The organism is uncultured Jatrophihabitans sp., assembly GCF_964252635.1.
Lineage (GTDB): Bacteria > Actinomycetota > Actinomycetes > Mycobacteriales > Jatrophihabitantaceae > Jatrophihabitans.
Genome location: NZ_CAXUNP010000052.1, coordinates 1 through 25,050, shown reverse-complemented (window position 1 = coordinate 25,050; position 25,050 = coordinate 1). Strand labels below are relative to the sequence as shown.

The window sequence follows — 25,050 nt, the reverse complement described above, 5'->3', positions numbered from 1 at the left end:
CCACCCGGCCGGCCTCCCCCGCCGCCCCCGGGCCCCGGCCCTCGCCGGACGGGCCGGCCGCCGGGCCCGGCCGACCGGTCGGCGGGGCCGGTCGCGTCGGTAGGTGGCCGGGCCGGCTTGCTCGTCGGTAGGTGGCCGGCCGGGTCGGTACGTAGTCGGTAGGTAGGTCGTTGCGCCCGGTCAGAGCGTGGTGAGCGTGACCGACGAGCCCACCGGCACCGACGTGCCTGCACCCGGGTCCATCTTGTAGACGACCGGGTCGGGTCGTGCGCCGATCTGCCGGTTGACCACCTTCAGGCCGAGAGCCGTGAGGGTCTGGGTGGCCTGGGACAGCGGGGTCGCCACCGGGATGTCGGGCAGCGTCACGTTCTGCGGCCCTTTGGACACGTCGATGGTGACGGTGCTGAACTTCGTCGCGCTGCCGGTCGGACTGATCGAGATCACGCCGCCCTTGGGGATCGTGTCGCTGTAGTCGTCGGTGCGCGTGGTCTTGAAATCGGCCTTGCGCAGCGCGCTCTTGGCCTGCCCGTACGGGGTGCCGGGCGCAATGTTCGGGATGCTGACGGTGGGCAGGCCCTTGGACACGATGATCGTGACCTGTTGGCCGCCGCGGACGCGCGCGCCCGCCGCGGGAGTGGTGCCGATGACCAGGTTCGCCGCAACGGTGTCGCTGTAGCGGAAGACCGGGTTCTGGACGATGTTGACCGGGCCGGCGGCCATCAGCGCGGTCCGGGCCTGGGTCGGGGTCTGGCCCCGCAGGCTCGGCAGCGGGTAGTAGTGCGGGCCGGCCGACAGCGTGATGACCACGGTGTGTCCGGTGGACAGCCGGGAGCCGCTGCCCGGGTCGGTGCCGACGACCCGACCGGCGGGGATCGTCTCGTTGTACTCGGGCCCGGGCTGCTTGCGCGTCTTGTACCCGGCGTCCTTGAGCTTGGCGATCGCGCTGCTCTCGTTCAACCGGGTGACGTCCGGGACGTGGGCGAAGCGCCAGGCGATGAAGCTGCGGGCGCCGAAGAACGCCGCGATGCCCAGGGCCAGGACGAGCAGGATCACCAGGAGCGCACGGCGGCGCCCCCGCTTGCGCCGGTTCGGCGGGGGGATGACCACCGGCGGTGGGAGACCGTCGGCGCCGCGCGAGGGCGGACGGGCATCGGTGCGGCGGTCGGGGACCACGCTGGTGTCGTGCCGGCCGGCGTTGGCGTGCAGCACGCCGGTGGTGGCGTCGTTCGGCCGGTGCGGGGTGCGATGCCGCGGTTCCGGGTCCGTGCGGGGCCGGCGCTGGCGCGGCGGCACGGGCGTGATCGGCAGGTGCAGCTGGGTGCGGACGTCGGCGAGCTCGGCGAGGAACGACGCGGCGTCGGGCGGCCGGCCCCCGGGGTCGCGGTCGGTGGCGGCCACGACGAGCTCGTCGATCTCCTCCGGGATGCCCCGTACGCGTGACGACGGCGCGGGCACCCGGCTGTTGACGTGCTGGTAGGCGACGTTCATCGCCGACTCGCCGCGGTAGGGCGGTTGCCCGGTGAGCAGCTCGAAGAACACGATGCCCGCCGAGTAGACGTCCGACCTGGGGTCGGCGTTGCCCTTGCTCAGCTGCTCCGGCGGGCAGTAGGCGACCGTGCCCATCATCAACCCGGTGCGGGTGGACGTCGGGTCGGTCTCGACGGCCCGTGCCAGGCCGAAGTCGGCGACCTTCACCACGCCGTCGTCCGACAGCAGGATGTTCTCGGGCTTGACGTCGCGGTGCACCAGCCCGGCCCGGTGCGCCGCGGCCAGCGCGCTCAGGACGGGCTCCATGACGGCCACGGCCTCCGCCGGCGTCAGCTTGCCGCGCTCGTGCAGCAGCTCGCGCAACGTGCGGCCCTCGACGAGCTCCATCACCAGGAAGACGTGGTGACCGTCGGCGGCGATGTCGTGGCCCTGGTCGTAGACCGACACCGTGTTGAGGTGCGACAGCCGGGCGGCGGCCCGGGCCTCACGGGCGAAACGGTCGCTGAAGGCGGGGTCGGCGGACAGCGCCGCGTTCATCACCTTGACGGCGACCAGCCGGTCGAGCCGCTCGTCGATGGCCGCGTACACCGTGGACATCCCGCCCCGCGCGACGCGGTCCAGGATGCGGTACCGACCTTCGAGCTTGCGGCCGACCAGAGGATCTGCGGTCGCCGTTTGCACGCGGTGAGTCTACGGGCGGAAACCGTTCAGGCCGTAGGACGCTCCGCGTGTGCTCACCGTTCGGTAAGGCGCGACCCCCGTAGGCTGGGGGAGTGGATCCGGCACTCGGGGAGGAACTCGGACAGGCCGGACATCTCGAACTGCTCGAGGACATCGACCGTCCCGGCGGCTACCTGCTGCTCATCGACCGCGTCCGGCAGTCCTACGTCGACCTCGAGGACCCGACCTTCCTGGACTTCGACTACGTCGAGATCTTCGCCGACGTCCTGACCGCGCTGCCCGACGGTCCGCTGGCCGTCACCCACGTCGGCGGGGGTGCCTGCACGCTGGCGCGCTGGGTCGCCGCGACGCGTCCCGGTTCGCCGCAGATCGTGCTCGAGCCCGACACGGCCGTGACCGACCTGGTCCGGGCCCGCCTGCCGTTCCCGCGGGGCGCGCGCATCCGGGTGCGGCCCGTCGACGGCCGCACCGGCGTGGCGTTCCTGAAGGACTCCAGCGCCGATGTCGTCGTGCTGGACGCCTTTCACGGCGGACGGGTGCCGCCGGAACTCACCACCGCGGAGTTCCTGGCCGACGTCGCCCGCGTGCTCAAGCCGTCCGGGGTCCTGCTCGCGAACATCGCCGACGGCCCGCCGCTGCGCTACGCGTCCCGCGTCGTCGAGACCGCGCGCCGGTCGCTGCCCGAGGTGCTGGTCGTGGCCGACCCGGCGGTGTTGAAGCGGCGGCGCTTCGGCAACATCGTGGTCGTCGCGTCGGCGGCTGCGCTGCCCGGGGACGAGATCCGGAGGGCGTCGGCACGGGCCGCCTTCCCGCACGGCGTCGTGACCGCGCTCGGCGACGGCCGGGTCCTCACCGACGAGGACACGATGCGCTCGCCCGAGCCCCCGGAGGACACGTGGCGGGTGCAGTGAGCGACGCCGACGCCGACGGAGGGGCTGGGGGACCGGGGGTGCCGAGCACCTCGGGTGGTTACCGGGACCGTCGCCGCGCCGAGTCGTTCGGTTCCATCGCCGAGCAGTACGACCGGGCCCGGCCCCCGTACCCCGGGGCCCTGCTCGACGAGCTGGCGACGCTCGGCGGCGTCGATGTCCTGGACGTCGGGTGCGGCACCGGCAAGGCCGCGGTGATGCTCGCCGAGCGGGGGATGCGCGTCCTGGGCGTCGAGCCCGACGCGGGGATGGCCGCGGTCGCGCGCGAGCACGGGGTCGACGTCGAGGTGGGCGCCTTCGAGACTTGGGACGACGCCGGGCGCACCTTCGACCTCCTCACCAGCGCCCAGGCGTGGCACTGGGTGGACCCGCGCGCGGGCGCCCGCAAGGCGGCAGGGCTGGTGCGTCCGTCGGGAACGGTCGCGCTGTTCTGGAACGTGCACTCCCTCGCGCCCGAGCTGCGCGGACGCTTCGACGCGGTCTACGAGCGGCACGCCCCCGCTCTGGCGGGACGGACGAACGGTCTCGCCAGCCGAGGGTCGAGCTCGGCGGACGCGGCCGAACCGGAGCTCGTCGCGGCCGGGTTCGGGGACACCCGCACGCGGCACTTCGACTGGCAGCAGCGGTACGCGCGGGCCGAGTGGCTCGACCTGCTCGCCACGTTCAGCGACCACCACCTGCTGCGCCGGCCGACGCGGGAGAGCCTGCTGTCGGCCCTGGGCGACGTCGTCGACGAGCTGGGCGGGACGGTCACCGTCGAGTACTCGACGCTGCTGCTGCTCGCCCGCCGCTGACGCGGTCCGTCGTCGGGTGGGGCTCTTCCGGCGTCGACCCTCACGCGGCGACCCCCCGTTTCGAGTGGCGGGTTATCGCGCGAGTGGTGGGAAATGACCCACCACTCGCGGGATAACCCACCACTCGCGGGGGTGGTCGGTCAGCGGGCGTCGACCGCGACGACCTTGCCCGGGTTGAGGATGCCGTGCGGGTCGAGCGCCGTCTTGATCGCGCGGTGCAGCTGCAGCACGGCGGGGGACAGCTCGCGCGCGAGACCGTCGCGCTTGAGCAGGCCGACCCCGTGCTCGCCCGTGACGGTGCCGCCGAGGTCCAGCGCGTCGGTGATGATGTCGTCGAACGCGAGTTGGGCCCGTGCGCGCGCCGCGTCGTCGCCCGGCGGGGTGATGAGCAGTGGGTGCAGGTTGCCGTCCCCGGCGTGCGCGATGTTGGCAATGACGGTGTCGTGGCGGGCGGCGATCCGATCGATGCGGGCCAGCATCTCGGCCACCTTGGCCTTGGGCACGCAGACGTCCTCGGTGAGCACCGGCCCGAGCCGTTCGACGGCGGGGTACACCAGCCGCCGGGCCTCGAACAACGCCTCGGACTCGCGCTCGTCGGTCGCCACGGCGGCCCAGGTGGCGCCCGCGTCCTCGAACGCGGTGCGGATGGCCTCGGCCTCGGCCTCACCGGTCGGGCCGGGAGCGTCGGTGCGGGCCAGCAGCACGGCCTCGGCGTCGACCGACAGGCCCATGTGCTTCCAGTCGTCGACCGCCTTCAGGCAGTGCCGGTCGATGAGCTCCAACGCCGAGGGCACCACGCCCGCGGCCGCGACGGCGGCGACCGCCGTCCCGGCGTCGACGACGGAGGCGAAGTACCCCGCGACGGTGCGTTCGGGCTGGCGGGCGGATCGCAGCCGCACGGTGACCTCCGTGATCACCCCGAGCGTGCCCTCGGAGCCGACGAGGAGGGCGGCGAGGTCGTAGCCGGCCACCCCCTTGGCGGTGCGCCGCCCGACGCGCACCAGCTCGCCGGTCCCGGTGACGACCTGCAACGCCAGCACGTAGTCGCGGGTGACCCCGTACTTGACGCAGCACAGGCCGCCGGCGTTGGTGGCCACGTTGCCGCCGATCGTCGACCACGGCGCACTGGCCGGGTCGGGCGGGTACCAGAGGCCGTGCTCGGCGCACGCCTCGCGCAGCGTCTGGTTGACGACCCCGGGCTGGACGACGGCCAGCCCCTCCTGCGCATCGATCTCCACGATCCTGTCCATGGCCTCGAGGCTGAGAAGCACCGCACCGTCGGCCGCGTTCGCGCCGCCCGAGAGACCGGTACCCGCGCCACGGGGCACGACCGGCGTCCCGGTCTCGACGCAGAACCGCACGACCCGCTGCACCTCCTCGGCGTCGTGGGCCCGCACCACGGCCAGGGGACGGCCGTGCGGCGCCCACTCGGCCTCGTCGTGGCTGTAGCCGCCCGTGACGTCCGGGTCGTCGAGCAGATGTCCGGCCGGGACGGCAGCGCGGAGCCGGTCGAGCAGCGGACTCCCGAGAGTGGTCATCCGCCTACGGTAGACACGCGTGCCGCCGCGGGCGGCCCGACGAGCGACGCTGGTCGACCCGCCACCGGTTTGTCGAGCGTCGCTCTGGCACTGTGGAGGGCATGCAGCTGCTGACATTCGACGAGGCGGCGAACGCCCTCGGCTGCCGGGTCACCCGGGTCACGCAACTGGTGCGCGACGGCCAGCTCGTGGTCGCGCGCGACCCCGGGTCCGGTCGGCGCGGCGTGCCCGCGGACATGATCCAGGACGGGGCGGTGGTCAAGTCCCTGCCGGCCGTCATCACGTTGCTGCGCGACGCGCACTTCGCCGACCCCGAGATCCTGGACTGGCTGGACCGCGAGGACGAGTCGCTTCCCGGGTCGCCGCTCGCGGCCCTGCGCGCGAACCGCGGCACCGAGGTCAAGCGACGCGCCCAGGCCGCCGGGTTCTGACGCCGCCGGTGCATCTCACCTATCTCGGCATCCTGGCCGGCTGCCTGCTCGGAACGCTGCCGCTGGAATTCGTCCTGCACGTCGGCGTCTACCGCCGGTGGCGCCGGCTGGCCGTGGCCGTGCTTCCCGTTGCCGTCGTGTTCGTGATCTGGGACGTCCTGGAGATCCGCGCCGGCGCCTGGCACTACGACGGCGCCTATCTCGTCGGTGTGACCCTGCCCGGCTCGCTGCCGCTCGAGGAGTTGCTGTTCTTCCTCGTCATCCCGATCTGCGCGGTGCTCACGCTCGAGGCCGTCCGGGCGCGCAAGCCGGAGTGGTCGTTCGGCGACGAACCGCAGGACGACGAGCGGTGACCTACACCGAGGCCGCCCTGCTGGGTGTCGCCGTCGTTGCCCTGCTCGACCTCGCCGTCATCCGCACCCGGTTGCTGCTGCGCCGCGCGTTCTGGGTGGCGTACGCGATCGTGTTGTTCTTCCAGCTCGTGGTCAACGGTCTGCTGACCGGGTTGCGCATCGTGCGCTACGACCCGGACCAGATCGTCGGCGTCCACATCGTCTTCGCGCCGTTCGAGGACCTGCTGTTCGGGTTCACCCTGGTGCTCGTCACGCTGGTGCTGTGGGTCTGGGCGGGACGTGTGTCACGGTCCCGCGCCGCGCGGTCACGGCCCCCCGCAGGGCGTTGAGGCCGACGGTGGCCCGCCGCACCTGACCCACCCGGACACGTTCGGAGAACACGTCGTAGTCGGCCCGTTCGATCTCGGTCAGGATCTCGCCGTACAGCGTCGAGGCGGCGCGCAGGCAGTCCTGCGAGGTCGGGTGGACGAGCTCGATGCCCGGCTCGGCCGCGGCGTAAAACCCGCGGGTCCGTTCGATCTCCCACGCCAGCAGGTTGCGGATGGACTCGTCGACGATGCCCCGCCGCAGCCGGCCCTCGTCGACGCCGAACATCTCGAGGCTCTCCTGCGGCAGGTAGACGCGGCCACGGCGCAGGTCGTCGCCGACGTCACGGAGGAAGTTGGTCATCTGGAAGGCGAGGCCGAGGTCGATGGCGTGCGACTCGACGACGTCCCAGCGCACGTCGTCGTCGAGCCGCCCCAGGATGGGCATCATCTGCAACCCGATGACCGCGGCCGAGCCCCACATGTACGTGCGCAGGTCCGCGAAGGTGGGGTAGGTGCGCACCGTGAGGTCCATGCGCATCGACTCCAGGAAGTCCGCGAAGTAGCTGTGCGGGATCTGCCAGCGCGCGACCGTGTCGATGAGCGCGCGGCTGATCGGGTCCGAGGTGTCGCCCCATTCGAGGTCGACGAGGAAGTCCTCGCTCCAGCGAATCAATTCCTCGGCGCGTTCGTCGTCGGTCAGGTCGGGGTTCTGGTCGACGATGTCGTCGACGCGGCGGGCGAAGCCGTAGAGCGCGTGCACGAAGGGTCGCTTCGCGGCGGGGAGCAGCAGGGTCGCCAGGTGGAAGGTCTTGCCGTGCTCGGCGGCCAGCGCCCGGCAGCGGCTGTAGCTGTCACGCAGGGCCGCGCCCTCGATGCCGGCGGCGTCCTGCTCCCGAGCGGCGATCATGCCGCCCATCGTGGCAGAGCGGGGTCCGCCGTCGTGTCCGGCCCCCGGCCGGCGTCCCGGCCTCTATCCTCGAGGCATGCGCACCGTTCGGGACGCCCTGGCCGGCCCCGGCCCCACGATCTCGTTCGAGTTCATGCCGCCCAAGACGCCGGAGGACGAACGCCGGATCTGGAAGACGATCCGCGAGCTCGAGCCGCTGCAACCGTCGTTCGTGTCGGTCACCTACGGAGCGGGCGGTTCGACGCGCGACAACACGATCGCGGTCACCGAGCGCATCGCCCAGGACACCACCCTGACGCCGGTGGCCCACCTCACCGCCGTCAACCACTCGATCGCCGAGCTGCGCGCGATCGTCGGGCGGCTCGCGTCGGCCGGGATCGTCAACCTGCTCGCGCTGCGCGGCGACCCGCCGGGCGCGGTCGACGGGGAATGGGTCAAGCACGACCAGGGCGTCGAGTACGCCTCCGAGCTGGTCGAGCTCATCGCCGGCGCGGGCGACTTCTGCGTCGGCGTGGCGGCCTTCCCCTACAAGCACCCGCGTTCGGCCAGTGTCGAGGACGACACCCGGATGCTGGTCGCCAAGTGCGCGGCCGGAGCCGACTACGCCATCACCCAGATGGTCTTCGACGCCGAGGACTACCTGCGCCTGCGCGACCGCGTGGCCGCGAGCGGGTGCGACACCCCGATCATCCCGGGCATCATGCCGGTGACCACGATGAACACCATCCAGCGCTCGGAGCAACTGTCCGGCGCCCCGTTCCCGCCGCACCTGCTCGAGCAGTTCGACGCCGTCCGCGACGACGCGCCGGCCGTCCGTGCCCTGGGTATCGAGCAGGGGATCGCGCTGGCCCAGCGCCTCCTCGACGAGGGCGCGCCGGGCCTGCACTTCATCACCATGAACTTCTCGAAGGCCACCCGCGAGGTCATGGCCGAGCTGTCGGTCCCCGCCCGCGTCTGAGGCGACGCCACAGAGGCATCGGCTCAGATGTTGCGCAGCGGCAGCCGGGCGCCGAGCACGGCGAACGGTCGGCCGTCGCCCGGGAACAGGTAGTTGCGGGCCAGGTCGACGAAGCCGGTGTCGCGGTAGAGGCGGAACGCGCGGGTGTCCGTGTCGGGGGTCGACAGCAGCATCGCGGTGTGCGGCAGCGAGGCGGCGAGCTCCCCGAGCACTCGTCGACCCACGCCCGAGCCCTGGTAGTCGGGCAGGACGTGCAACTCCGAGAGTTCGAACGCGTCGTCCAGCCAGGACTCCGCGTGCTCGCGGACGAGTGCGCGCCGCACCAGGTCGTGCCACCACTGCCCGGGGCGCGTCGTGTAGCCGTAGCCGAAGCCGACGATCGTCCCGCCGTCGGTGACAGCGGCCCGGCAGGCGAAGCCGTCGAGCGCAGCGTGCTTACGGGCGCTGACGGCCCGCTGCGCGCCGGTGTGGTGCGGGTAGCCCATCGCCGACACGTAGATGTTCATCGCGTCCTGCAGATGGTGGACGAAACGGGACGCCTCCCACACCTGCACGCGTATCCCGTCGATCGAGGGCGGATCGGCGGCACGCATACCCCGATCGTGCCCCACGCCGTGGGCGACGCACAGCCGGCCCGGTCGGCGCGTCAGCCGCTGGGCCCGAAGCTCTCCACGCGGACCCGCCGCACATCCACCCCGTGGTCGGCCAGCAGACGAACCACCGCACCGGTGAACGCGGTCGAACCGCAGGCCAGGCACGGCCCGGTCGGCGGGACCAGCGCAGCCAGCTCGTCGCCGGTGATCCGGGCTGCCGCCCGGCCGTCGGGCGCGTCCTCGCGGGACAGCACGATCAACGCGCCGGCGGCGGCGAACTCGTCGGCGTAGGGCAGTTCCGCCAGGGTGCGGGACGCCACGGCGAGCCGGACGAGGTCGGGCTGCCCGACCCGTATTGCGTGGCGCAGCATGGCCACGATCGGCACGACGCCCGACCCGCCCCCCACGCCCAGCATCGGCTCGGTGGCGGTCCAGACGAACCAGCCGCCGATCGGGCCGCGGATCTCGAGCTCGTCGCCGGGCTCGACGACGTCGGCCAGGAAACCCGAGACCTCGCCCTCGTCGAGGCGCTCGACCCAGAACTCCAGCAACGGGTCCGCGGGGTCGGACGCGACGGAGTAGGAGCGCTGTGCGGTGTAGCCGTCCTCGGCCGTCAACCGGATGACGTAGTGCTGGCCGGGCCAGTGGTCGACGCGGTCGGGGACCTCGAGCCGCAACCGGACGCCGTGCGGCGACGGATGCGCTACTTCACGCACGACCGCGGTGCGCCAGCCACCGGCCGGTGCCCTCCGCCTGCCGCGGGAGTGCTCGTCCGCGTCGAGCTCGCCGACCTGCTCAGTCACCCTCGTCAGTCGCCCTGGTAGCGCTGCTCGAGCCACGGGTCGCCGAGGTCGTGGTAGCCGTTGCGCTCCCAGAACCCCTGCTGGTCGTGGTCGCGCAGGGTGAGCTTGGTGACCCACTTCGCGCTCTTCCAGAAGTACAGGCGCGGGACGAGCAGCCGTACCGGGCCGCCGTGCTCGCGAGGCAGCGGTTTGCCGTCGAAGGTCCACACCACCCAGGCCTTGCCGCCGCGCAGTTCGTCGAGCGGCAGGTTGGTGGTGTAGCCGGTGGTCGAGGTGACGAAGACGTGCGTGGCCGTCGGCAACGGCTCGACCGCGTCGAACAGGACGTCGAGGCTGACCCCGCCGAAGGTGGTGTCGAACTTCGACCACGTCGTGACGCAGTGGATGTCGCCGCGGTACTCGGACTGCGGCACGCGATGCAGGTCGTCCCAGGTCCAGGTGTGCTCGTTCGCCACCAGGCCGTCGACGGTCAGGGTCCAGGTCTCGGGGCGCACCACGGGCGTCGCCTCGGCCGTCAGCACCGGGAAGTCGTGGCCCACGTCGTACTGGCCGGGTGGCAGTCGGCCCGGTGGGGTCGGACGCCGCCTGCCCACGAATCCGCGAGTCGCCATGCCGTTACCTCCGCTCCGAGCCACGCCTGAGCACGCAGGTTAGTGGATGCCGCACTCCACCTTGTTCGACCCGGACCACCGCCCGGCACGGGCGTCCTCACCCTCGACGATGCGCCGCGTGCAGGGGGCACAGCCCACCGAGCCGTACCCGTCGAACAACAACGGGTTCACGAGCACGCCGTTTTCGGCGATGTAGGCGTCGACGTCGTCCTGGGTCCAGGCCGCGATGGGGTTGAGCTTGACCATGCCGCGTCCGTCGTCCCACTCGACGACCCGGACGCCGGCCCGGGTGGCCGACTCGTCGCGCCGCAGGCCCGACGCCCACGCGCTGTAGTCCTGCAGCGCCTTGCGCAGAGGAAGCACCTTGCGCAACGCGCAGCACTGGTCGGGGTTGCGTTCGTAGAGCCGGGCGCCGAAGGACGTGTCCTGCTCGGCGACGCTCTGCTGCGCCGTCAAGGTCCGGACCGTGATCGGCAGTGTCGCCGCGGCGGCGTCCCGCGTGCCCAGGGTCTCGGCGAAGTGATAGCCGGTGTCGAGGAACAGCACGTCCACCCCCGGACGCACGGTGGCGGCGAGGCTCGGCATGACGGTGTCGGCCATCGAGGACGCGACCGCCCAGGACCCACCGAACTGCTCGTCGGCCCACCGGAGGATCTCGAGCGCACTCGCGCCCTCGAGTTCCTCGCCGGCCTTCTCGGCCAGCGCCTTCATCTCGTCCCGCGTCGTCAGAGCAACCATGCTTCGTCCGCCCGCGACACGTAGGCCGCGAACGGTTCGCCTCCTTCTCGGTGCTCGAGGTAACCGCGAAGGACACGCTCGATGTAGTCGGGCGCCTCCTCTGCTGACACCTTCAAACCCCGGAACTTGCGACCGAATTCCGCGTCGGTGCCCATCTGCCCACCGAGGTGCACCTGGAAGGACTCCTGGAAGGCGCCGTCGTCACCGCGGGTGACCATGCCCTTGAACCCGATGTCGGCCACCTGGAAGCGGGCGCACGAGTTCGGGCAGCCGTTCACGTTGATGGTGACCGGTGTGTCGAAGTCGGGCAACCGCCGCTCCATCTCGCCGCGGATCGTGTCGGCCCGGGCCTTGGTCTCCACGAGCGCGAGCTTGCAGAACTCGATGCCCGTGCACGCGATCGTGCCGCGCCGGAACGCCGACGGGCGCACGGTGTAGCCCAGCTCGGCCAGCTCGCCGACGACGGCCTCGGTGTCCTGGGCAGAGACGTTCAGCACGACGATGCCCTGCTGGGCGGTCAGCCGGACCTGTCCACCCTCGCTCCCGGCGTGGCGGTCGGCGAGGTCGGCCAGCCCGGCCAGCGCCGTGCCCGACGTGCGGCCGGCCTTGGTCGTACCGCCGATGGCCACCCGTCCGTCGGTCTGCTCCTCGACACCGATGTGATCGCGGTGGCTCGGGGACGCGGGCGGTGCGGGGCCGTCGGGGAGGGTGCGGTGCAGGTACTCGTCCTGCATGACCTGCCGGAATTTCTCGACACCCCAGTCGGCGATCAAGAACTTGAGGCGCGCGTGATTGCGCTGACGCCGGTAGCCGTAGTCGCGGAAGATCGACACGACGGCGACCCACACGTCGTCGACCTCGTCGGGCCGGACGAACACGCCGACCCGCTCGGCGAACCGCGGGTTGGTCGACAGGCCGCCGCCCACCCACAGGTCGAAGCCCGCTTCGCCGTCGGGACCGTCGACACCGACGAAGGCGACGTCGTTGATCTCGTGGTTCGTGCAGTGCCGCGAGCAGCCCGAGATCGACGTCTTGAACTTGCGCGGCAGGTTCGAGAAGGCCGGGTCGCCCAGGTACTTGTCGACGACGCGCTGCAGGATCGGCGCCGCGTCGATCACCGAGTCGTAGGCAACGCCCTCGAGCGGGCAGCCCAGCATGACGCGGGGGCAGTCGCCGCACGCCTCGGTCGTGGACAGGCCGACGGCCTCCAGGCGGCGCCAGATCTCGGGCACGTCCTCGATGCGGATCCAGTGCAGCTGGACGTTCTGCCGGTCACTGACGTCGGCGACGTCGCGACCGAACTCCGTGGAGATGCCGGCGACCACGCGCAGCTGTTCGCTGGTCAGCGCACCGCCGTCGATGCGCACCCGCATCATGAAGTACTCGGCGTCGAGCTCTTCGAGCTCCAGCGTCGCGGTCTTGCCGCCCGGGATGCCTTCCTTGCGCTGGGTGTACAGACCCATCCAGCGAAAGCGACCGCGCAGGTCGCCCGGGTCGATGCTGGCGAAGCCGCGCTTGCTGTAGATGTCCAGGATGCGCTGGCGGACGTTCAGCGGGTTGTCGTCGCGCTTGCTGCGCTCGTTCGGGTTCAGCGGCTCGCGGTAGCCGAGGGCCCACTGGCCCTGGCCGCGCAGCGGCTTGGTGGAGCGGGTTGCGTTCTCTCGCGCCGGCATGCGGCGTTCCCTTCGACGGACGGTGGCGGTGCGGTCATCGTGGGCGGCGCATGGTCGCGCCGGCGCTCAACAGGCCGCGGTCGTCACACGAAGCAGGTCGATGTGACGGCGCTGGGTCAGCACGAGGGTGTGCGACGGGAAGCGGAGCGCCATACCTCGATCGTCCCACACCGGATCGATGGTCCGGCACGAGCGAGACGCGACCGACATCCCTACCCGCACCGTAGGGAACGCCGCGTGTACGCAGCGACAACTCGGTGGTGGCGTGGCGGGTGCACGGGCCCCGGGACAATGGACGGGTGACCGGATACCCGCTGTTGCTCGACATCACCCACCGACGGGTCGTCGTCGTCGGCGGGGGACAGGTCGCGGCCCGTCGTGCGCAGGGGTTGGTCGACGCGGGAGCCGAGGTCGTCGTCGTGGCGCCCGAGGTGGTCGACGAGCTGCGGGTGGACGGGGTCGTGGTCGTCGAGCGTGGCTTCGCGCCCACAGACCTGGACGGCGCCTGGCTCGCGGTCGCCTGCACCGACGTCGAGGCGGTCAACGCCGCGGTCGCCGAGGCGGCCCGCGCGCGACAGATCTTCTGCGTCCGGGCCGACGCCGCCGCCGAGGGAACGGCCCGGACACCCGCCGTGGCCCGGCTCGGCGAGGTCACGGTCGCGGTCAACGGCGGTGACGACCCGGGCCGGGCCCGGGCGCTGCGCGACGCGGTTGCGGCGGCCCTCGAGGCCGGGGACCTGCCGGTGCGGGCGCACCGGCGGACCGCGGGCGGTTCCGTCGCCCTGGTCGGGGGCGGGCCGGGTGACCCCGAACTGATCACCGTGCGCGGGCGCCGGGTGGTGGCCGACGCCGATGTCGTCGTCGTCGACCGGCTCGCACCACGACAGCTGCTCGACGGGCTCCCCGACGACGTCGAGGTCATCGACTGCGGCAAGTCCGCGCACCGCCACAACCTCACCCAGGACGAGATCAACGCCGTCCTGGTGGCCCGGGCTCGTGCCGGGCTGCGCGTCGTGCGGCTCAAGGGTGGGGACCCGTTCGTGTTCGGCCGCGGCGGGGAGGAGTGGCTCGCCTGCCTGGCCGCCGGGGTGCCCGTGACCGTGGTCCCAGGGATCAGCTCGGCGCTCGCGGCGCCGGCACTGGCCGGCATCCCGCTGACCCACCGCGGTGTCGCAGCCGACTTCACCGTCGTCTCCGGTCATCTGGACCCCGGCCGCCCGGCGGAGGAGGGCGTGGACTGGCCCGGGCTCGCCGCGAACGCCGGCACCCTCGTGATCCTCATGGCCATGGACCGTCTGGGCCTGATCGCGGATGCCCTGATCGCGAACGGGCGGCCGGCCGGGACGCCGGCCGCGGTCGTGCACCGTGCGGCCAGCGAGGAGGAGCGGGTCGTGCGCGCCCGGCTCGACGGCATCGACGCCGCAGCTCGTGAGGCCGGGGTCGGGGCGCCGGCGGTCGTCGTCGTCGGGGCCGTGGTGGACGTGCTCGGCGGGCGGTGACGAAACTCGGTGGACAGTGACGAACCCGACGACGGCGACCGACGCAGCGGAGGTATCGAAAACTGTCGGACCCGCGTTGCAGTCTGAGCAGCACTGATACCGAACGAGTCGCGTTCGAATTCTGTGCTAATATCGGACGGGCCACCGCAGGACGTCCTGGAGGTTGTCATGGCTGCACGATCACTACCGGTGCTGGCGGGTCCGTCCCGCGGCTCCGCCCTGGGGCTACTCGAGCAGGCCCGTGCGGTGCTGGCCGAGGCCGATCGTGCCGACGACGCCGGCGAGCGTTTCCGGCTGGCCCACCTGTCCGCGTTGCGTTCCGCCGCCGCCGTCTCCGCCCAGCGCGGCTGGCCGGCCGGTGCCCGTCGTCGCCTGCTGAGCGTGTGGGTGCTGCTGGAGCGGGTGGCGCCCGAGTACGGCGACTGGGCGAGCTTCTTCGCGGCCGGCGCGCCGGTACGCGCCGCGGTCGAGGCGGGTGCCTGGTCCGCGGTGAGCACGCGCACGGCCGACGATCAGGTGCGCGCCGCCCACGAATTCCTGACCCTCGTCGAGGACACGGTGGGCCTGCTCGCTGCCTGACGACGGGCCGTCCGGCACGGTGGTTCGACCTGATCGCGTGATCGTCGGTGTCGGGACCACCGGTTGTCGGAGGGCCCGACTAACCTCGGCCTCGTGACCCGCACGCACACCGAGACCGGCCTGGCCGCCGGCCGTGCCGCGGCCGGCAGGGTGGGCCTGGTGTCGAGGCTGCTCGCGCAGGCCCTCGAGGAGTCGAGCGGCGGCGGGACACCGCCCGCGGTGCTCGACTGCGGCGGCGGGAGCGGCACCTACGCCGTCCCGCTCGCGCTCGCCGGCTGCGACGTGACCGTCGTCGACGTGAGCGCCGACGCCCTCACCACGCTGAGCCGGCGCGCCGGCGAGGCCGGCGTCACCGAGCGGGTGCATCCCGTCGCCGGTGAGGCCGAACGGCTGGGGGAGCTGTTCCCGGGTCGTGCCTTCGACGCCGTGCTCGCCCACGGCATCCTCGACGCCGTCGACGACGTGGCGGCCACCTTCGCGGCCATGGTCGCCGCGGCGCGTCCCGGCGGGTTGGTCAGTGTGCTGGTCGCCAACCCGCCCGCGGCGGTGCTCGCGCGCGCGTTGGCGGGCGAGCCCGCGCAGGCGTTGCGTGAGCTGCGGCGCCTCGACGAGCCCGACGACTCGGTCGGCCCGCGCACCGTCGACGCACTGTGCGCCGGCGCGGGGCTGGTCCCGGTGGCCCGCCACGGCATCGGCGTCTTCTCCGACCTCGTCCCCGGCGCGGCCCTCGACTCCTCCGGCGCTCGTCAGGCCCTCGCCGACCTCGATGCCGAGGCCGCCGACCGTGCACCCTTCGCCGACCTCGCGGGACGCATCCACCTGCTGTCGCGTCGTCCGACCGATGCCTGACGGCCCGGATCATGGCTGACGGACATGGGCCGTAGCGCCGACCTTCCCCGGTCGGCCGGCACGTTCGACGGGGACGACAGCGGCTGCCCGATGCTGCACGTCGACATGGATGCGTTCTACGCCAGCGTGGAGATCAAGCGCCGCCCGGAGTTGCGCAACCGCCCGGTCGTCGTCGGCGGCGGGCACCGCGGCGTGGTGGCCGCTGCGTCCTACGAAGCCCGCAAGTACGGCGTGCGCAGCGCGATGCCGATGAGCCAGGCCCTGCGTCGGTGCCCGCACGCGGTGGTGCTGCCGCCCGATCGCGCCGCGTACACGGCCGCCTCGACGCACGTCATGGGGATCCTGCGCGACGTCACGCCGCTGGTGCAGCCGCTGTCCCTGGACGAGGCCTTCCTCGACGTCTCGGGTGCGGTGCGCGGGCAGGGCCGGCCGGGGGCCATCGCGGCCGCGATCCGCGAGCGGGTCTCCGCCGAGCTCGGGCTGACCTGCTCGGTCGGCGTGGCCCCCACCAAGTTCGTGGCCAAGCTGGCCTCGGCCCGGTGCAAGCCCGACGGCCTGCTCGTCGTCCCCGCGGCGGGGGTGCTCGAGTTCCTGCACCCGCTGCCGGTGACGGCGCTGTGGGGAGTGGGCGAGCGCACCGCCGAGTCGCTGCACCGCCTCGGGTTGCGCACTGTCGCCGATCTCGCCGCGATCCCGGCCGACACCTTGCGCCGGGCCGTCGGCGTGGCCGGGGCCGAGCACCTGTCCGCGCTCGCCGCCGGGCACGACCCGCGCCCGGTCGAGCCGGACGAGGTCGAGAAGTCGATCAGCGCCGACCGCACCATGGACGCCGACCTCGTCCTCGAGCGCGATGTCCGCCGCGAGCTGCTGCGCCTGGCCGAGGAGGTCGGTACGCGGGTCCGGTCGCGGAACTTTGTGGCGCGCACGGTGGGCATCAAGATCCGCTTCGCCGACTTCCGCACCATCACCCGCGTCCGCACCCTGCCGTCGTGGACGGCCTCGACCGGCGAGATCTTCCGGACGGCGGCGGACCTCTACCGCGGGCTCGACCTCGATCAGCCGCGGGTACGCCTGGTCGGGGTGAAGTGCGAGAACCTCCGTGACGCCGACGACGCCCCGGAGCAGCTCACGCTCGACCTGTCCCGCACCGAGACGGTCCCGGCGGGCGAGCCGGGACGAATGCGGGCCGATCGGGCGATCGATGCGGCGCGGTCGCGCTTCGGCCCGGCCGCGGTGACCTCGGGCTCGCTGCTGGGTCCGCATGCCGACGGCGCGAGTGCCCCGGTGAGCTCGGCGGATCGTCACCGGCCGCGGGCGCCGCGACGATCCGATTCACTCGACCCGTAACTTTCGAACACGCGATTCGGCTCGTATGCTCGTAGGTGTATGCGCCGCCTACCGGTGGGTACATCATTCTCGTCCAGACGAACCAACGCTGCTGTCCCCCCGACCGCGGCGACGAAGGAGGGCCCGGTGCCGCTCTCCGATCACGAGCAGCGTCTGCTCGATGAGATCGAGCAGGCCCTGTACGCCGAAGACCCCAAGTTCGCGGCGTCGGTCCGATCGGCGCGACGACGCTCGCGCACGAGACGCTCCGTCGTTCTGTGCATCCTCGGCACGATCGTCGGTCTCGGCCTGGTCCTCGTCGGCCTCATCTCGCAGATCATCGCGCTGAGCGTGGTCGGCTTCGTGCTGGTGGTCGGTTCGGCCGGGTACGCGGTGCAGGTGATCCGTGGGCGCGACCGCTCGAGCGCCACGCCCGACGACGCCTCCGGCGCCGCGCAGCCGCGGCAGAGCCCGCAGCGGCAGGGCGGTCTGCGCAACCGGATGGAAGACCGGCTCCGCAAGCGCTTCGACGAGAACTGATCCCTGCAGCGTCGACGGAGGCCAGTCCCGCAGTTTGACCGCAGCCGGTGCCCGCAGGGCGCTGGCTGTCGTCGTCTGTCCTGGCCGTCCGGTGCGGGACACCGGGCGCAGCTCCGACGCGCGGCACGACCGGTGCGAACGGGTCAGGCCTCGCGGCTGCCTCGTCGACGAGCCGGCGGTCCCCAGCCGAGCGACGCCGGCCACAACCTCGATCGCAGTCGGGTCGACAGGCTGCGCCCGGCACGCAGGTCGCCGGTGACATCCCGCAACCCGCGTTCCAGGGCCCGCTCGTCCACCATGTGGCTGCCCGGACCCGAGTACCGGCCGCGCTCGACGGCCGCCGCCAGTTCCTGCAGCGAACCGGCCGACCCGGTGGCCGCGCCGCCCAGCCAACCGGCGACCTGGCGCGGCGACCGGGCCGATGACCACACGTAGCCGAGATCGACCGCGGTGTCGGACAGCTCGGCCCACAGCGCATCGGCGTCCCCGGCACGCCGCGCGTGCGTGAGCCGCCGCCGGCGGCGCCCGGCCCGCACCGCGGCGGGGGTCAGGACCAAGGCCAGCACGACGATCGCACCCAGCGCCCACCACAACGGAGCGGTCGACGTGCCGCTGCCGGTCGACTCGGCCTGCGGCTGTGCGCCCTTGGGCGCCGCTGACGTCGGCGTGGGGGAGGTGGACGCCGAGGACCCGGCGGACTTCTGCGGGATGCCGTTGGCCGGAGCCTGCCCGCTGCTGCCGTTGGGGTGCGGGGCCCAGGGCAGGTCGGTCTTGGTGCCGCCGACCAGGCCGGCTGCCGGTGTCGGGTCGAACGGGATCCAGCCGATCCCGCTGAAGTAGGCCTCGACCCACGAGTGCGCCTCGGCGCTGGTGACCGTGAAGTTGCCGGACGCGTCGGCCGGCTCGTGCATGTAGCCCAGCACGACCCGTGCCGGCACCTTCGCGTCACGGAGCATGACGGCCATGGCCGCGGCGTACTGCTGGCAGTACCCCTGCTTGTTGCGCAGGAAGTCGACCAGGGCCGAGCCGGAGTCGCCCGGCTTGGTCTTGAGGTTGTACACGAACCCGTTGGCCGGATTGGTGAAGTAGTCGTGGATGGCGCGAGCCTGCTGGTAGGGGCTGCTGAGGCCCTTGGTCAACTTCTCGACCAGCTGGTGGGCGTAGGACGGGAAGTTGCCGGGCAGCTGCAGGTCGTCGGCCAGCTCCGCGCCCGGTGTGCCGGTGGCGGCCGTGAGCTGGTTGGCGGTGGGGGCGGACTGTTCGAAGTTCTCGACGTAGGTCTGACCCTTGGTGACCTTGTCGCCGAGCAGGATCTGGTCCTTCGGGGCCCAGGTGCCGCCGGTCAGGCCGTTGATCGAGACCGGTTGGGTGAAGACGGGCGCGTTCCCGCGCAGCCCGGTGATGCTGATCTGCGCCTGCATGGAGACGCTGTTCTCGGCGCCCCCGTCCTGCGGGACGGTGTCGAAACGGTTGGCGTCGACCGAGACCTGGTCGCCGTGGTCGGCGACCTGCCATCCGTCGCCCGTGTAACGCTCCAGGACGTTGACCCGCAGGTAGAAGGGCTGCGTCGGCGCGCCGCCGCTGATGTGCACCCGAGCCATCGACACCGGTGAGGGCCGGTCGAGCTGGCCCTTGAGCGCGGCGAAGGGGCTGATCGACCCGCCGCCACTACCCCCGAAACCACCGACGCCGTTGCCGTTGCTGCCGTGGAACGCGTTGGCGATGAGATTGCGCGACTGACCGGGCACGAGCAGCGGCGCCAGGACGGCCAGGACGAGCGCGGTGACCACGATCCGTGGGGCGGACACGGCCCAACGGGCCGTGCTGGTCGGGCGGCGCGGACTGCGGAAACGTCGCCCCCACCGGTCGAGCTCGTCGCCGGCGTCGAGACCGAGCAGCAGCAGGAACCCCGCGGCGGAGAAGACGAACCACACCCACGACACGGGCTCGCGCGGCACCGCGCCGGAGACGGTGTAGACGACGAGCAGCGGGACCCCGGCGAGCGCACCGCGGTGGCCGACGACCGCGATGAGGTCGATGAGCGCGGCGAGCAGGCCGAGCAGCGCGCACAGGACGAGCTTCACGGCCACCGTGCTGTGGATCGGCGCCACCGAGTTGGCCGTGGTGTCGTGCAGGTCGCCGAGCAGCGACGAGACCTGGTGCATGGTCGCCGCGGTGGGGATCAGGCCGCCCACCGCGTGCTCGGAGACGAACCGCAGGGTCAGCCACGGCACGAGCAGGATGATGCCGGGCCAGATGTCCAGCGCGCCGGGCGGTCGGCGCCGGCGCAGCCACATGGCCGGGCCGAGCACCACCAGCATGCTGATCCACACGTCGGCCAGCCAGGCCCAGTCGCTGAAGATGCCCTTGAGCGGGATGACCCCCAGCGCTGCTCCGAGCAGCGCCTGTGCGGTGCGGCGGACGCCGGGCGACACCGGGCGTCGGGGCGGCGCCGGAGCCGGGCCGGCGCCCGGGGCGCGACGTGGGGGAGCGGTCGCGGTCATCGGGCGGCCACCGCCTGGGTCCGCACGCCGGCGCCGGCCAGCAGCAGCTGCCACGCGTACGCCAGCGGAGTGCCGTGCGGCACGACCTGGACGCGCCATCCCGACGAGCGCAGCACGGCCGCAGCCGCCTCGGTGGACGAGCGCCGGTCCGGCTCCGGGGCGTTCCCGGCCCAGGAGTCGACGTCGAGCAGCAGGGCCATCGCCGGGGTGGACCGCCCCCGCGGCAGCACCTCGGCGAGCAACCGCACGTCGGCGGCACCCAGCCGCCCCAGCACGGCGACCAGCGCCGACTCGTGGGCAGCGCTGCGGATCTGGTCGGCGATGCCGGTGAGGCCCGCGGACGGCGATTCGCGCAGCACCGCCAGTTGGGTGGTGAGCGAGTCGACGTCGGTGAACTGGGTGCGGACGGGCTGCTGGCTGTCGACGACGAGCCCGACGTCGCGCCCCGCGTGCACGGCCTGGACGGCGAGGCTCGCCGCCGCGCTGATCGCCCACTCGAGGCTGTTGTTGTCGCGCTCGTCCACCGGGTCCGGGCCGGCGGTCTCCGGGGCCGGTCTGCGCGACTCGTGGGCGGTCCTGCGGACGTCGAGCAGCACGGTGCTGTGCGCCCGCCACGGGCGCTCGGCCTGGCGCACCATGAGCTGTCCGGTCCGCGCGGTGGAGCGCCAATGGATCTTGCGGAGGTCGTCGCCGATGCGGTACTCGCGGGTCGAGGCGTCGTCGGCCCCGTGCGAACCGACGGAGTGACTCCCGGCGTTGCCACCGGGGTCGTCGGAACGGGGCGGGTTCACCGCCGGCAGCCGGTCGATCCGCGGGGTCACCAGGAACTCGGTCGTCGTGCTGAAGGACCGGGTGAGCTCGATCATCCGGAACGAGTCACCGAGCCGGATGCGCAGCGGACCCACCCGGTAGCGACCGCGGCCGAGTGCCGGGATGCGGTAGCTGATCGTGCGCGACTCGCGGTTGGACAGGGAGTCGACGACGAAGCGGGCGCGTCCGGTGACGCCGGCGGGCAGCTGGTCCTCCAGCATCAGCGCCCCGGTGGGCAGTACCGATCGGTTGCTGACGGTGAGATTGACGGTGACCGTCTCGCCGGAGGCCACGCGCCGCGGCTCCAGACCCCGCCGGTTGGCCACCTGCAGCCGGGAGCGGTGCACGACCACGGCCGCGACCAGGGGGATGGCGGCGGCGAGGACGCCGGCCCGCACGAGATCGGTCTCACCGAGCAGGATCCCGCACAGCACCGCCGTGACGCCGGCGGCCAGCAGACAGCTCGCGCGGGTCGTCAGCCCCAGACGTCGGCTCACGCTCAGCGCACTCCGGACCCGGGTCCGGGGATGGGCGTCACCGAGACGATGTGGCGCAGGATCTGCTCGGCCGTGCGCCCGGCGACGTGCGCCTCGGCGGTCAGCAGCAGCCGGTGCGCCAGCACCGGTGTCAGCAGGTGCTGCACGTCGTCGGGGATGACGTACTCGCGGCCGGCGAGCGCGGCCCAGGCCTTCGCCGACCGCAGCAGCTGCAGCGTGGCGCGCGGCGACGCGCCGAGCCTGACCTCGTTCGAGCGACGGGTGGCCTCCGCCAGGTCGACCGCGTAGGCCTTGATCGCGTCGGACACGTAGACGCTGCGCACCGCTCCGATCAGCGCGCGGATCTCGGCCGCGTCCGACACCGCCCGCAGATCGTCGAGCGGGTCGCCGGCCGCGTGCTCGTCGAGCATCGCGATCTCGGCGTTGCGGTCCGGGTAGCCCATCGAGATGCGCGCGGTGAACCGGTCCCGCTGGGCCTCGGGCAGCGGGTAGGTGCCCTCCATGTCGATCGGGTTCTGGGTGGCCAGCACCAGGAACGGCGACTCGAGGTAGTAGGTCTCGCCGTCGACCGTGACCTGGCGTTCCTCCATGCACTCGAGCAGGGCGGCCTGGGTCTTCGGGGAGGCTCGGTTGATCTCGTCGCCGACGACGATGTTCGCGAACACCGGGCCCGGTTTGAACTCGAAGTCGCGGTCCTCGGCGTTGTAGACGCTGACGCCGGTCACGTCGCTGGGGAGCAGGTCCGGCGTGAACTGGATCCGCCGCACGGAGCAGTCGATCGAGCGGGCCAGGGCCTTCGCGTATTTGGTCTTGCCCACGCCGGGCACGTCCTCGATGAGCAGGTGACCCTCGGCGAGCAGCACCGCGAGGCCCATCCGCACCGCCTGGGTCTTGCCCTCGATGACCTGCTCGATGTTGGCGCCGATGCGCTTGCCGGCGTCGGCCACGGCGCTCAGCGTGGCGATCGGGGTGTCCTGGTCAGGACCGGCATGGCGGGCACTGCGGGGCAGGTCGTCCACAAATCCGTCCTTCGGTGTCGTCGCGCCGCCGAGGCGCCCGGCAGGTCTCTCGAGTATGCCGACTTCCTGCGCCGGAGGCACGGGCCCGATCACGCCCCGTGGGGGGAAACGGTGACCGCGACACGACGGTTCAGGCATTGACCGTGGCATGTTGTGGGTTAGAGTGGGGCCCAGTGGGGAGAGTTGGTGACGACCGGCTCGTTTCCGCCCCGGAATGGGTCTCGGAGGTGAGCGGCCGTGTTCCTCGGTACGCACACCCCGCGACTGGACGACAAGGGCCGCCTGGCGCTCCCGGCGCGGTTCCGACAGGACCTGGAAGGAGGCCTGGTGATCTGCAAGGGACAGGACCGGTGCCTCTACGTCTTCCCCGTCGGTGAGTTCGGGCGGGTCACGGAGGCCCTGCGCAACGCACCGGTCACCGACCGCCGCGTCCGGGACTACTCGCGGGTGCTGTTCGCCAGCGCCTCGCAGGAGAACCCCGACGGTCAGGGCCGCATCACCGTTCCGCCGACCCTGCGTGACTACGCGGGGCTGTCGAAGGACTGCGTCGTCATCGGCGCCAACACCCGCATCGAGGTCTGGGACTCCGGTGCCTGGAACGACTACCTGCAGGCCACCGAGCCCGGGTTCTCCGACATCGCCGAGGAGGTGCTGCCCGGCGTGCTCTGAGCGCGAGGTGTTCCCCGTCCGACCGTCCTCACCCCATCGACTCATGACCGTCGTTGCCTCCGGCCTCCTCCCGTCCAACCACCTGGCGTCACTTCCCCGGCGCCAGGCGGGACGGGCGGGGACCAGAAACAACGACACCGCAGTCCACACCCGAGCCCTCCGGACGGTCCCCGCCGTCACGACGCCCAGGAGCCCCAGCATGAGCGAGGCCTGCCGAGCGAACCAACGGCATCGCGTCTCCGCATGTCCGAGCGGAGCGAGGACATGAGCGAACGCGAGCCGGCCCACGTGCCCGTGCTGCTCGATCGGGTGCTGGCCCTGCTCGGCCCGGCGCTGTCCGACCGGCCCGCGGTGGCCGTCGACGCCACGCTCGGCCTGGGCGGGCACGCCGAGGCCCTGCTCGAGGCGCACCCGCAGCTGACCCTCGTCGGCCTCGACCGCGACCCGGTGGCGCTGGCCCGCAGCCGTTACCGGCTGGCCCGCTACCAGGAGCGCATCCACCTCGTGCACGCCGTCTACGACCGGATGCCGGAGGTGCTCGACGAGCTGGGCGTCGTCGGCGTCGACGGGGTGCTGTTCGACCTCGGGGTGTCGTCCATGCAGCTCGACGTGGCCGAGCGCGGGTTCGCGTACGCCCAGGACGCCCCGCTGGACATGCGGATGGACCAGAGCAGCGGCATCACCGCCGAGGACGTCGTCAACACCTACCCGGTCGCGGAGCTGGCGCGGGTGCTGCGCGAGTACGGCGAGGAACGGTTCGCACTGCGGATCGCACGGTCCATCGAGCGCGCGCGCCAGGTGGCCCCGCTGCGATCGACCGCGGCCCTGGCCGAGCTGGTGCGCGACGCCATCCCCGCGGCGACGCGGCGACGCGGAGGGCACCCGGCCAAGCGCACCTTCCAGGCGTTGCGGATCGAGGTCAACGCCGAGCTGGACGCGGTGCGGTCCGCGGTACCCGCCGCGCTGACCGAACTGACCGTGGGCGGACGCATCGTCGTGCTCTCCTACCAGTCGCTGGAGGACCGCATCGTCAAGCAGGCCTTCGCCGAACTGGCCACCGACCGCACGCCGCCCGACCTCCCGGTGCCGCTGCCCGACAGCGGTCCGCAGCTGCGCCTGCTCAGCCGGGGGTCCGAACCGGCCACCGAGGGCGAGGTCGCGAGCAACCCGCGCGCCGCCTCGGTGCGGCTGCGTGCCGCCGAGCGGATCCGGATCGCGTCGTGAGCACCGCAACCCGCCAGCCCGGTGCCCGTAGGGCGACCCGCGCCCCCCGGGTGCCGTTCGCGCTGCTGGTCACCGCGCTCATCCTGGGCGGGCTCGTGCTGCTGCTGGGTCTGAACACCGCGTCAGCGGCCAACGAGCTGAAGCGGCGCGACCTGGCCGCGCGCGACCAGCGCGTCGCCGCCCAGGTGCAGCAGCTGCGCAACCAGGTCGCGCTCAGCGCGGCCCCTGGCAACCTGGCCCGCGCCGCCGCCGAGCTCGGCATGGTGCCCGCCGGCAACCCGGCCTTCATCGTGCTCGGCCCCGACGGTTCGGCGAAGGTGCTCGGCAAGGCCAAGGCCGTCGTCGGCGTGCCGCAGCCCATCGCCCCGGCCCCGACCACGCCGCACAAGGCGAAGGCGTCCAAGACCGCCTCGAAGACGCCGGCTACGAGCACGAGCGCCCACAGCACCAAGACCCCGAAGACCTCGAAGACGCCGGCCGGCGGACGGCACCGGAGCACGAGCGCCAAGCCGTCGACCTCGACGTCGCGGGCGACGTCCTCGAGCACGCCGACCTCCACGCCCACGCCGACGCTCACCCTGCCCGGAGGACATCGATGACCGATCGGCGCCAGCCGCGTCAAGGGCCCCGCCAAGGGCCCCGTCAGGTACCGGTCCCCCGTCAGGGACCGGTTCCGCGGCAAGGACTTCCGCGCCAGGGGAACGGAACGGGGGGGCGCCCCAGGGGAGG

General features: G+C 72.6%; 26 protein-coding genes. 14 read left to right on the top strand and 12 right to left on the bottom strand.

Translation table 11 applies throughout. The annotated features are described in order from the left end of the window. Positions 1-180: 180 nt before the first annotated feature. Positions 181-2,169 carry a Stk1 family PASTA domain-containing Ser/Thr kinase gene (gene pknB / locus ACFFCA_RS17610; RefSeq protein ID WP_375487164.1) on the bottom strand — a complete coding sequence of 663 codons (1,989 nt, stop codon included), beginning with the start codon at positions 2,167-2,169 and terminating at the stop codon, positions 181-183. Between the two features lie 92 nt (positions 2,170-2,261). Between pknB and ACFFCA_RS17605 the strand changes: the two genes are divergently transcribed. Both ACFFCA_RS17605 and ACFFCA_RS17600 read left to right on the top strand, forming a co-directional pair. After that, on the top strand, positions 2,262-3,080 hold the full coding sequence (locus tag ACFFCA_RS17605) for a spermidine synthase (protein WP_375487162.1): 819 nt from the start codon (positions 2,262-2,264) through the stop codon (positions 3,078-3,080). A 38-nt stretch (positions 3,081-3,118) separates the two neighbouring features. Next, positions 3,119-3,892 (top strand): class I SAM-dependent methyltransferase, encoded by a 774-nt coding sequence (locus ACFFCA_RS17600; RefSeq protein ID WP_375487160.1) that lies wholly within the window; start codon positions 3,119-3,121, stop codon positions 3,890-3,892. Positions 3,893-4,032: 140 nt separating this feature from the next. Here the strand turns inward: ACFFCA_RS17600 and ACFFCA_RS17595 are convergent, their stop codons facing one another. Beyond that, on the bottom strand, positions 4,033-5,430 hold the full coding sequence (locus ACFFCA_RS17595; RefSeq protein WP_375487158.1) for an FAD-binding oxidoreductase: 1,398 nt from the start codon (positions 5,428-5,430) through the stop codon (positions 4,033-4,035). A 101-nt stretch (positions 5,431-5,531) separates the two neighbouring features. On the opposite strand from ACFFCA_RS17595, the gene ACFFCA_RS17590 reads away from it, so the two are divergent. The 3 genes from ACFFCA_RS17590 to ACFFCA_RS17580 are packed head-to-tail and all read left to right on the top strand — an operon-like array spanning position 5,532 to position 6,543. After that, the gene (locus tag ACFFCA_RS17590; protein ID WP_375487156.1) at positions 5,532-5,861 is read left to right on the top strand and encodes an Rv2175c family DNA-binding protein; all 330 of its coding nucleotides are present in this window, start codon (positions 5,532-5,534) and stop codon (positions 5,859-5,861) included. Between the two features lie 8 nt (positions 5,862-5,869). Continuing rightward, positions 5,870-6,214, top strand: a complete 345-nt coding sequence (locus ACFFCA_RS17585; protein ID WP_375487155.1) for a lycopene cyclase domain-containing protein — start codon at positions 5,870-5,872, stop codon at positions 6,212-6,214. Beyond that, entirely contained in the window at positions 6,211-6,543 is a 333-nt protein-coding gene (locus ACFFCA_RS17580) for a lycopene cyclase domain-containing protein (RefSeq protein ID WP_375487153.1), read from the top strand. The genes ACFFCA_RS17585 and ACFFCA_RS17580 overlap by 4 nt, the downstream gene beginning before the upstream one ends. Here the strand turns inward: ACFFCA_RS17580 and ACFFCA_RS17575 are convergent. Beyond that, a complete protein-coding gene (locus tag ACFFCA_RS17575; RefSeq protein ID WP_375487151.1) occupies positions 6,464-7,429 on the bottom strand; it encodes a phytoene/squalene synthase family protein in 966 nt (321 codons plus the stop codon). The two genes, ACFFCA_RS17580 and ACFFCA_RS17575, sit on opposite strands and share 80 nt — an antisense overlap. Before the next feature lie 76 nt (positions 7,430-7,505). Here ACFFCA_RS17575 and metF point away from each other — a divergent pair, with 76 nt between their 5' ends. Continuing rightward, a complete protein-coding gene (gene metF / locus ACFFCA_RS17570; RefSeq protein ID WP_375487149.1) occupies positions 7,506-8,387 on the top strand; it encodes a methylenetetrahydrofolate reductase [NAD(P)H] in 882 nt (293 codons plus the stop codon). A 23-nt stretch (positions 8,388-8,410) separates the two neighbouring features. Here metF and ACFFCA_RS17565 read toward each other — a convergent pair whose 3' ends face one another. From ACFFCA_RS17565 to ACFFCA_RS17540, 6 genes are all read right to left on the bottom strand, one after another. Further along, positions 8,411-8,980, bottom strand: a complete 570-nt coding sequence (locus tag ACFFCA_RS17565; protein ID WP_375487147.1) for a GNAT family N-acetyltransferase — start codon at positions 8,978-8,980, stop codon at positions 8,411-8,413. A gap of 53 nt (positions 8,981-9,033) precedes the next feature. Further along, positions 9,034-9,783, bottom strand: coding sequence for an FAD-binding oxidoreductase (locus tag ACFFCA_RS17560; protein ID WP_375487145.1), 750 nt, complete (start codon positions 9,781-9,783; stop codon positions 9,034-9,036). Positions 9,784-9,788: 5 nt separating this feature from the next. Further along, a complete protein-coding gene (locus ACFFCA_RS17555; protein WP_375487143.1) occupies positions 9,789-10,394 on the bottom strand; it encodes a sulfite oxidase-like oxidoreductase in 606 nt (201 codons plus the stop codon). A 39-nt stretch (positions 10,395-10,433) separates the two neighbouring features. Further along, positions 10,434-11,132 (bottom strand): phosphoadenylyl-sulfate reductase, encoded by a 699-nt coding sequence (locus ACFFCA_RS17550; protein ID WP_375487141.1) that lies wholly within the window; start codon positions 11,130-11,132, stop codon positions 10,434-10,436. After that, the gene (locus ACFFCA_RS17545) at positions 11,120-12,805 is read right to left on the bottom strand and encodes a nitrite/sulfite reductase (protein ID WP_375487139.1); all 1,686 of its coding nucleotides are present in this window, start codon (positions 12,803-12,805) and stop codon (positions 11,120-11,122) included. The genes ACFFCA_RS17550 and ACFFCA_RS17545 overlap by 13 nt, the downstream gene beginning before the upstream one ends. Positions 12,806-12,871: 66 nt before the next feature. Beyond that, positions 12,872-12,958, bottom strand: a complete 87-nt coding sequence (locus ACFFCA_RS17540) for a putative leader peptide (RefSeq protein ID WP_375487168.1) — start codon at positions 12,956-12,958, stop codon at positions 12,872-12,874. A gap of 146 nt (positions 12,959-13,104) precedes the next feature. On the opposite strand from ACFFCA_RS17540, the gene cobA reads away from it, so the two are divergent. The 5 genes from cobA to ACFFCA_RS17515 all read left to right on the top strand — a co-directional run bounded on the left by cobA (position 13,105) and on the right by ACFFCA_RS17515 (position 17,598). Beyond that, complete coding sequence (gene cobA / locus ACFFCA_RS17535; protein ID WP_375487137.1) at positions 13,105-14,304, top strand: uroporphyrinogen-III C-methyltransferase; 1,200 nt, start codon at positions 13,105-13,107, stop codon at positions 14,302-14,304. A 168-nt stretch (positions 14,305-14,472) separates the two neighbouring features. Further along, entirely contained in the window at positions 14,473-14,883 is a 411-nt protein-coding gene (locus tag ACFFCA_RS17530) for an SAV_6107 family HEPN domain-containing protein (RefSeq protein WP_375487135.1), read from the top strand. Between the two features lie 93 nt (positions 14,884-14,976). Then, positions 14,977-15,732 carry a class I SAM-dependent methyltransferase gene (locus ACFFCA_RS17525; protein WP_375487133.1) on the top strand — a complete coding sequence of 252 codons (756 nt, stop codon included), beginning with the start codon at positions 14,977-14,979 and terminating at the stop codon, positions 15,730-15,732. Positions 15,733-15,756: 24 nt separating this feature from the next. Beyond that, on the top strand, positions 15,757-17,079 hold the full coding sequence (dinB, locus tag ACFFCA_RS17520) for a DNA polymerase IV (protein WP_375487131.1): 1,323 nt from the start codon (positions 15,757-15,759) through the stop codon (positions 17,077-17,079). A 126-nt stretch (positions 17,080-17,205) separates the two neighbouring features. Beyond that, positions 17,206-17,598 (top strand): DUF3040 domain-containing protein, encoded by a 393-nt coding sequence (locus ACFFCA_RS17515; RefSeq protein ID WP_375487129.1) that lies wholly within the window; start codon positions 17,206-17,208, stop codon positions 17,596-17,598. A 143-nt stretch (positions 17,599-17,741) separates the two neighbouring features. Here ACFFCA_RS17515 and ACFFCA_RS17510 read toward each other — a convergent pair whose 3' ends face one another. From ACFFCA_RS17510 to ACFFCA_RS17500, 3 genes are read right to left on the bottom strand one after another with little or no spacing between them, the layout of a single operon-like run. After that, entirely contained in the window at positions 17,742-20,102 is a 2,361-nt protein-coding gene (locus tag ACFFCA_RS17510) for a transglutaminaseTgpA domain-containing protein (protein WP_375487127.1), read from the bottom strand. Then, positions 20,099-21,409 carry a DUF58 domain-containing protein gene (locus ACFFCA_RS17505; RefSeq protein WP_375487125.1) on the bottom strand — a complete coding sequence of 437 codons (1,311 nt, stop codon included), beginning with the start codon at positions 21,407-21,409 and terminating at the stop codon, positions 20,099-20,101. Before ACFFCA_RS17505 ends, ACFFCA_RS17510 begins: the two co-directional genes overlap by 4 nt. A 2-nt stretch (positions 21,410-21,411) precedes the next feature. Beyond that, positions 21,412-22,374: an AAA family ATPase gene (locus ACFFCA_RS17500; RefSeq protein WP_375487166.1), complete on the bottom strand. Its 963-nt coding sequence runs from the start codon at positions 22,372-22,374 to the stop codon at positions 21,412-21,414. A gap of 291 nt (positions 22,375-22,665) precedes the next feature. Here ACFFCA_RS17500 and mraZ point away from each other — a divergent pair, with 291 nt between their 5' ends. The 3 genes from mraZ to ACFFCA_RS17485 all read left to right on the top strand — a co-directional run bounded on the left by mraZ (position 22,666) and on the right by ACFFCA_RS17485 (position 24,920). Beyond that, positions 22,666-23,097 carry a division/cell wall cluster transcriptional repressor MraZ gene (mraZ, locus tag ACFFCA_RS17495; protein WP_375487123.1) on the top strand — a complete coding sequence of 144 codons (432 nt, stop codon included), beginning with the start codon at positions 22,666-22,668 and terminating at the stop codon, positions 23,095-23,097. A 243-nt stretch (positions 23,098-23,340) separates the two neighbouring features. Beyond that, on the top strand, positions 23,341-24,321 hold the full coding sequence (gene rsmH / locus ACFFCA_RS17490) for a 16S rRNA (cytosine(1402)-N(4))-methyltransferase RsmH (RefSeq protein ID WP_375487121.1): 981 nt from the start codon (positions 23,341-23,343) through the stop codon (positions 24,319-24,321). Further along, entirely contained in the window at positions 24,318-24,920 is a 603-nt protein-coding gene (locus ACFFCA_RS17485) for a hypothetical protein (RefSeq protein WP_375487119.1), read from the top strand. The genes rsmH and ACFFCA_RS17485 overlap by 4 nt, the downstream gene beginning before the upstream one ends. The last annotated feature ends 130 nt before the right edge of the window (positions 24,921-25,050 follow it).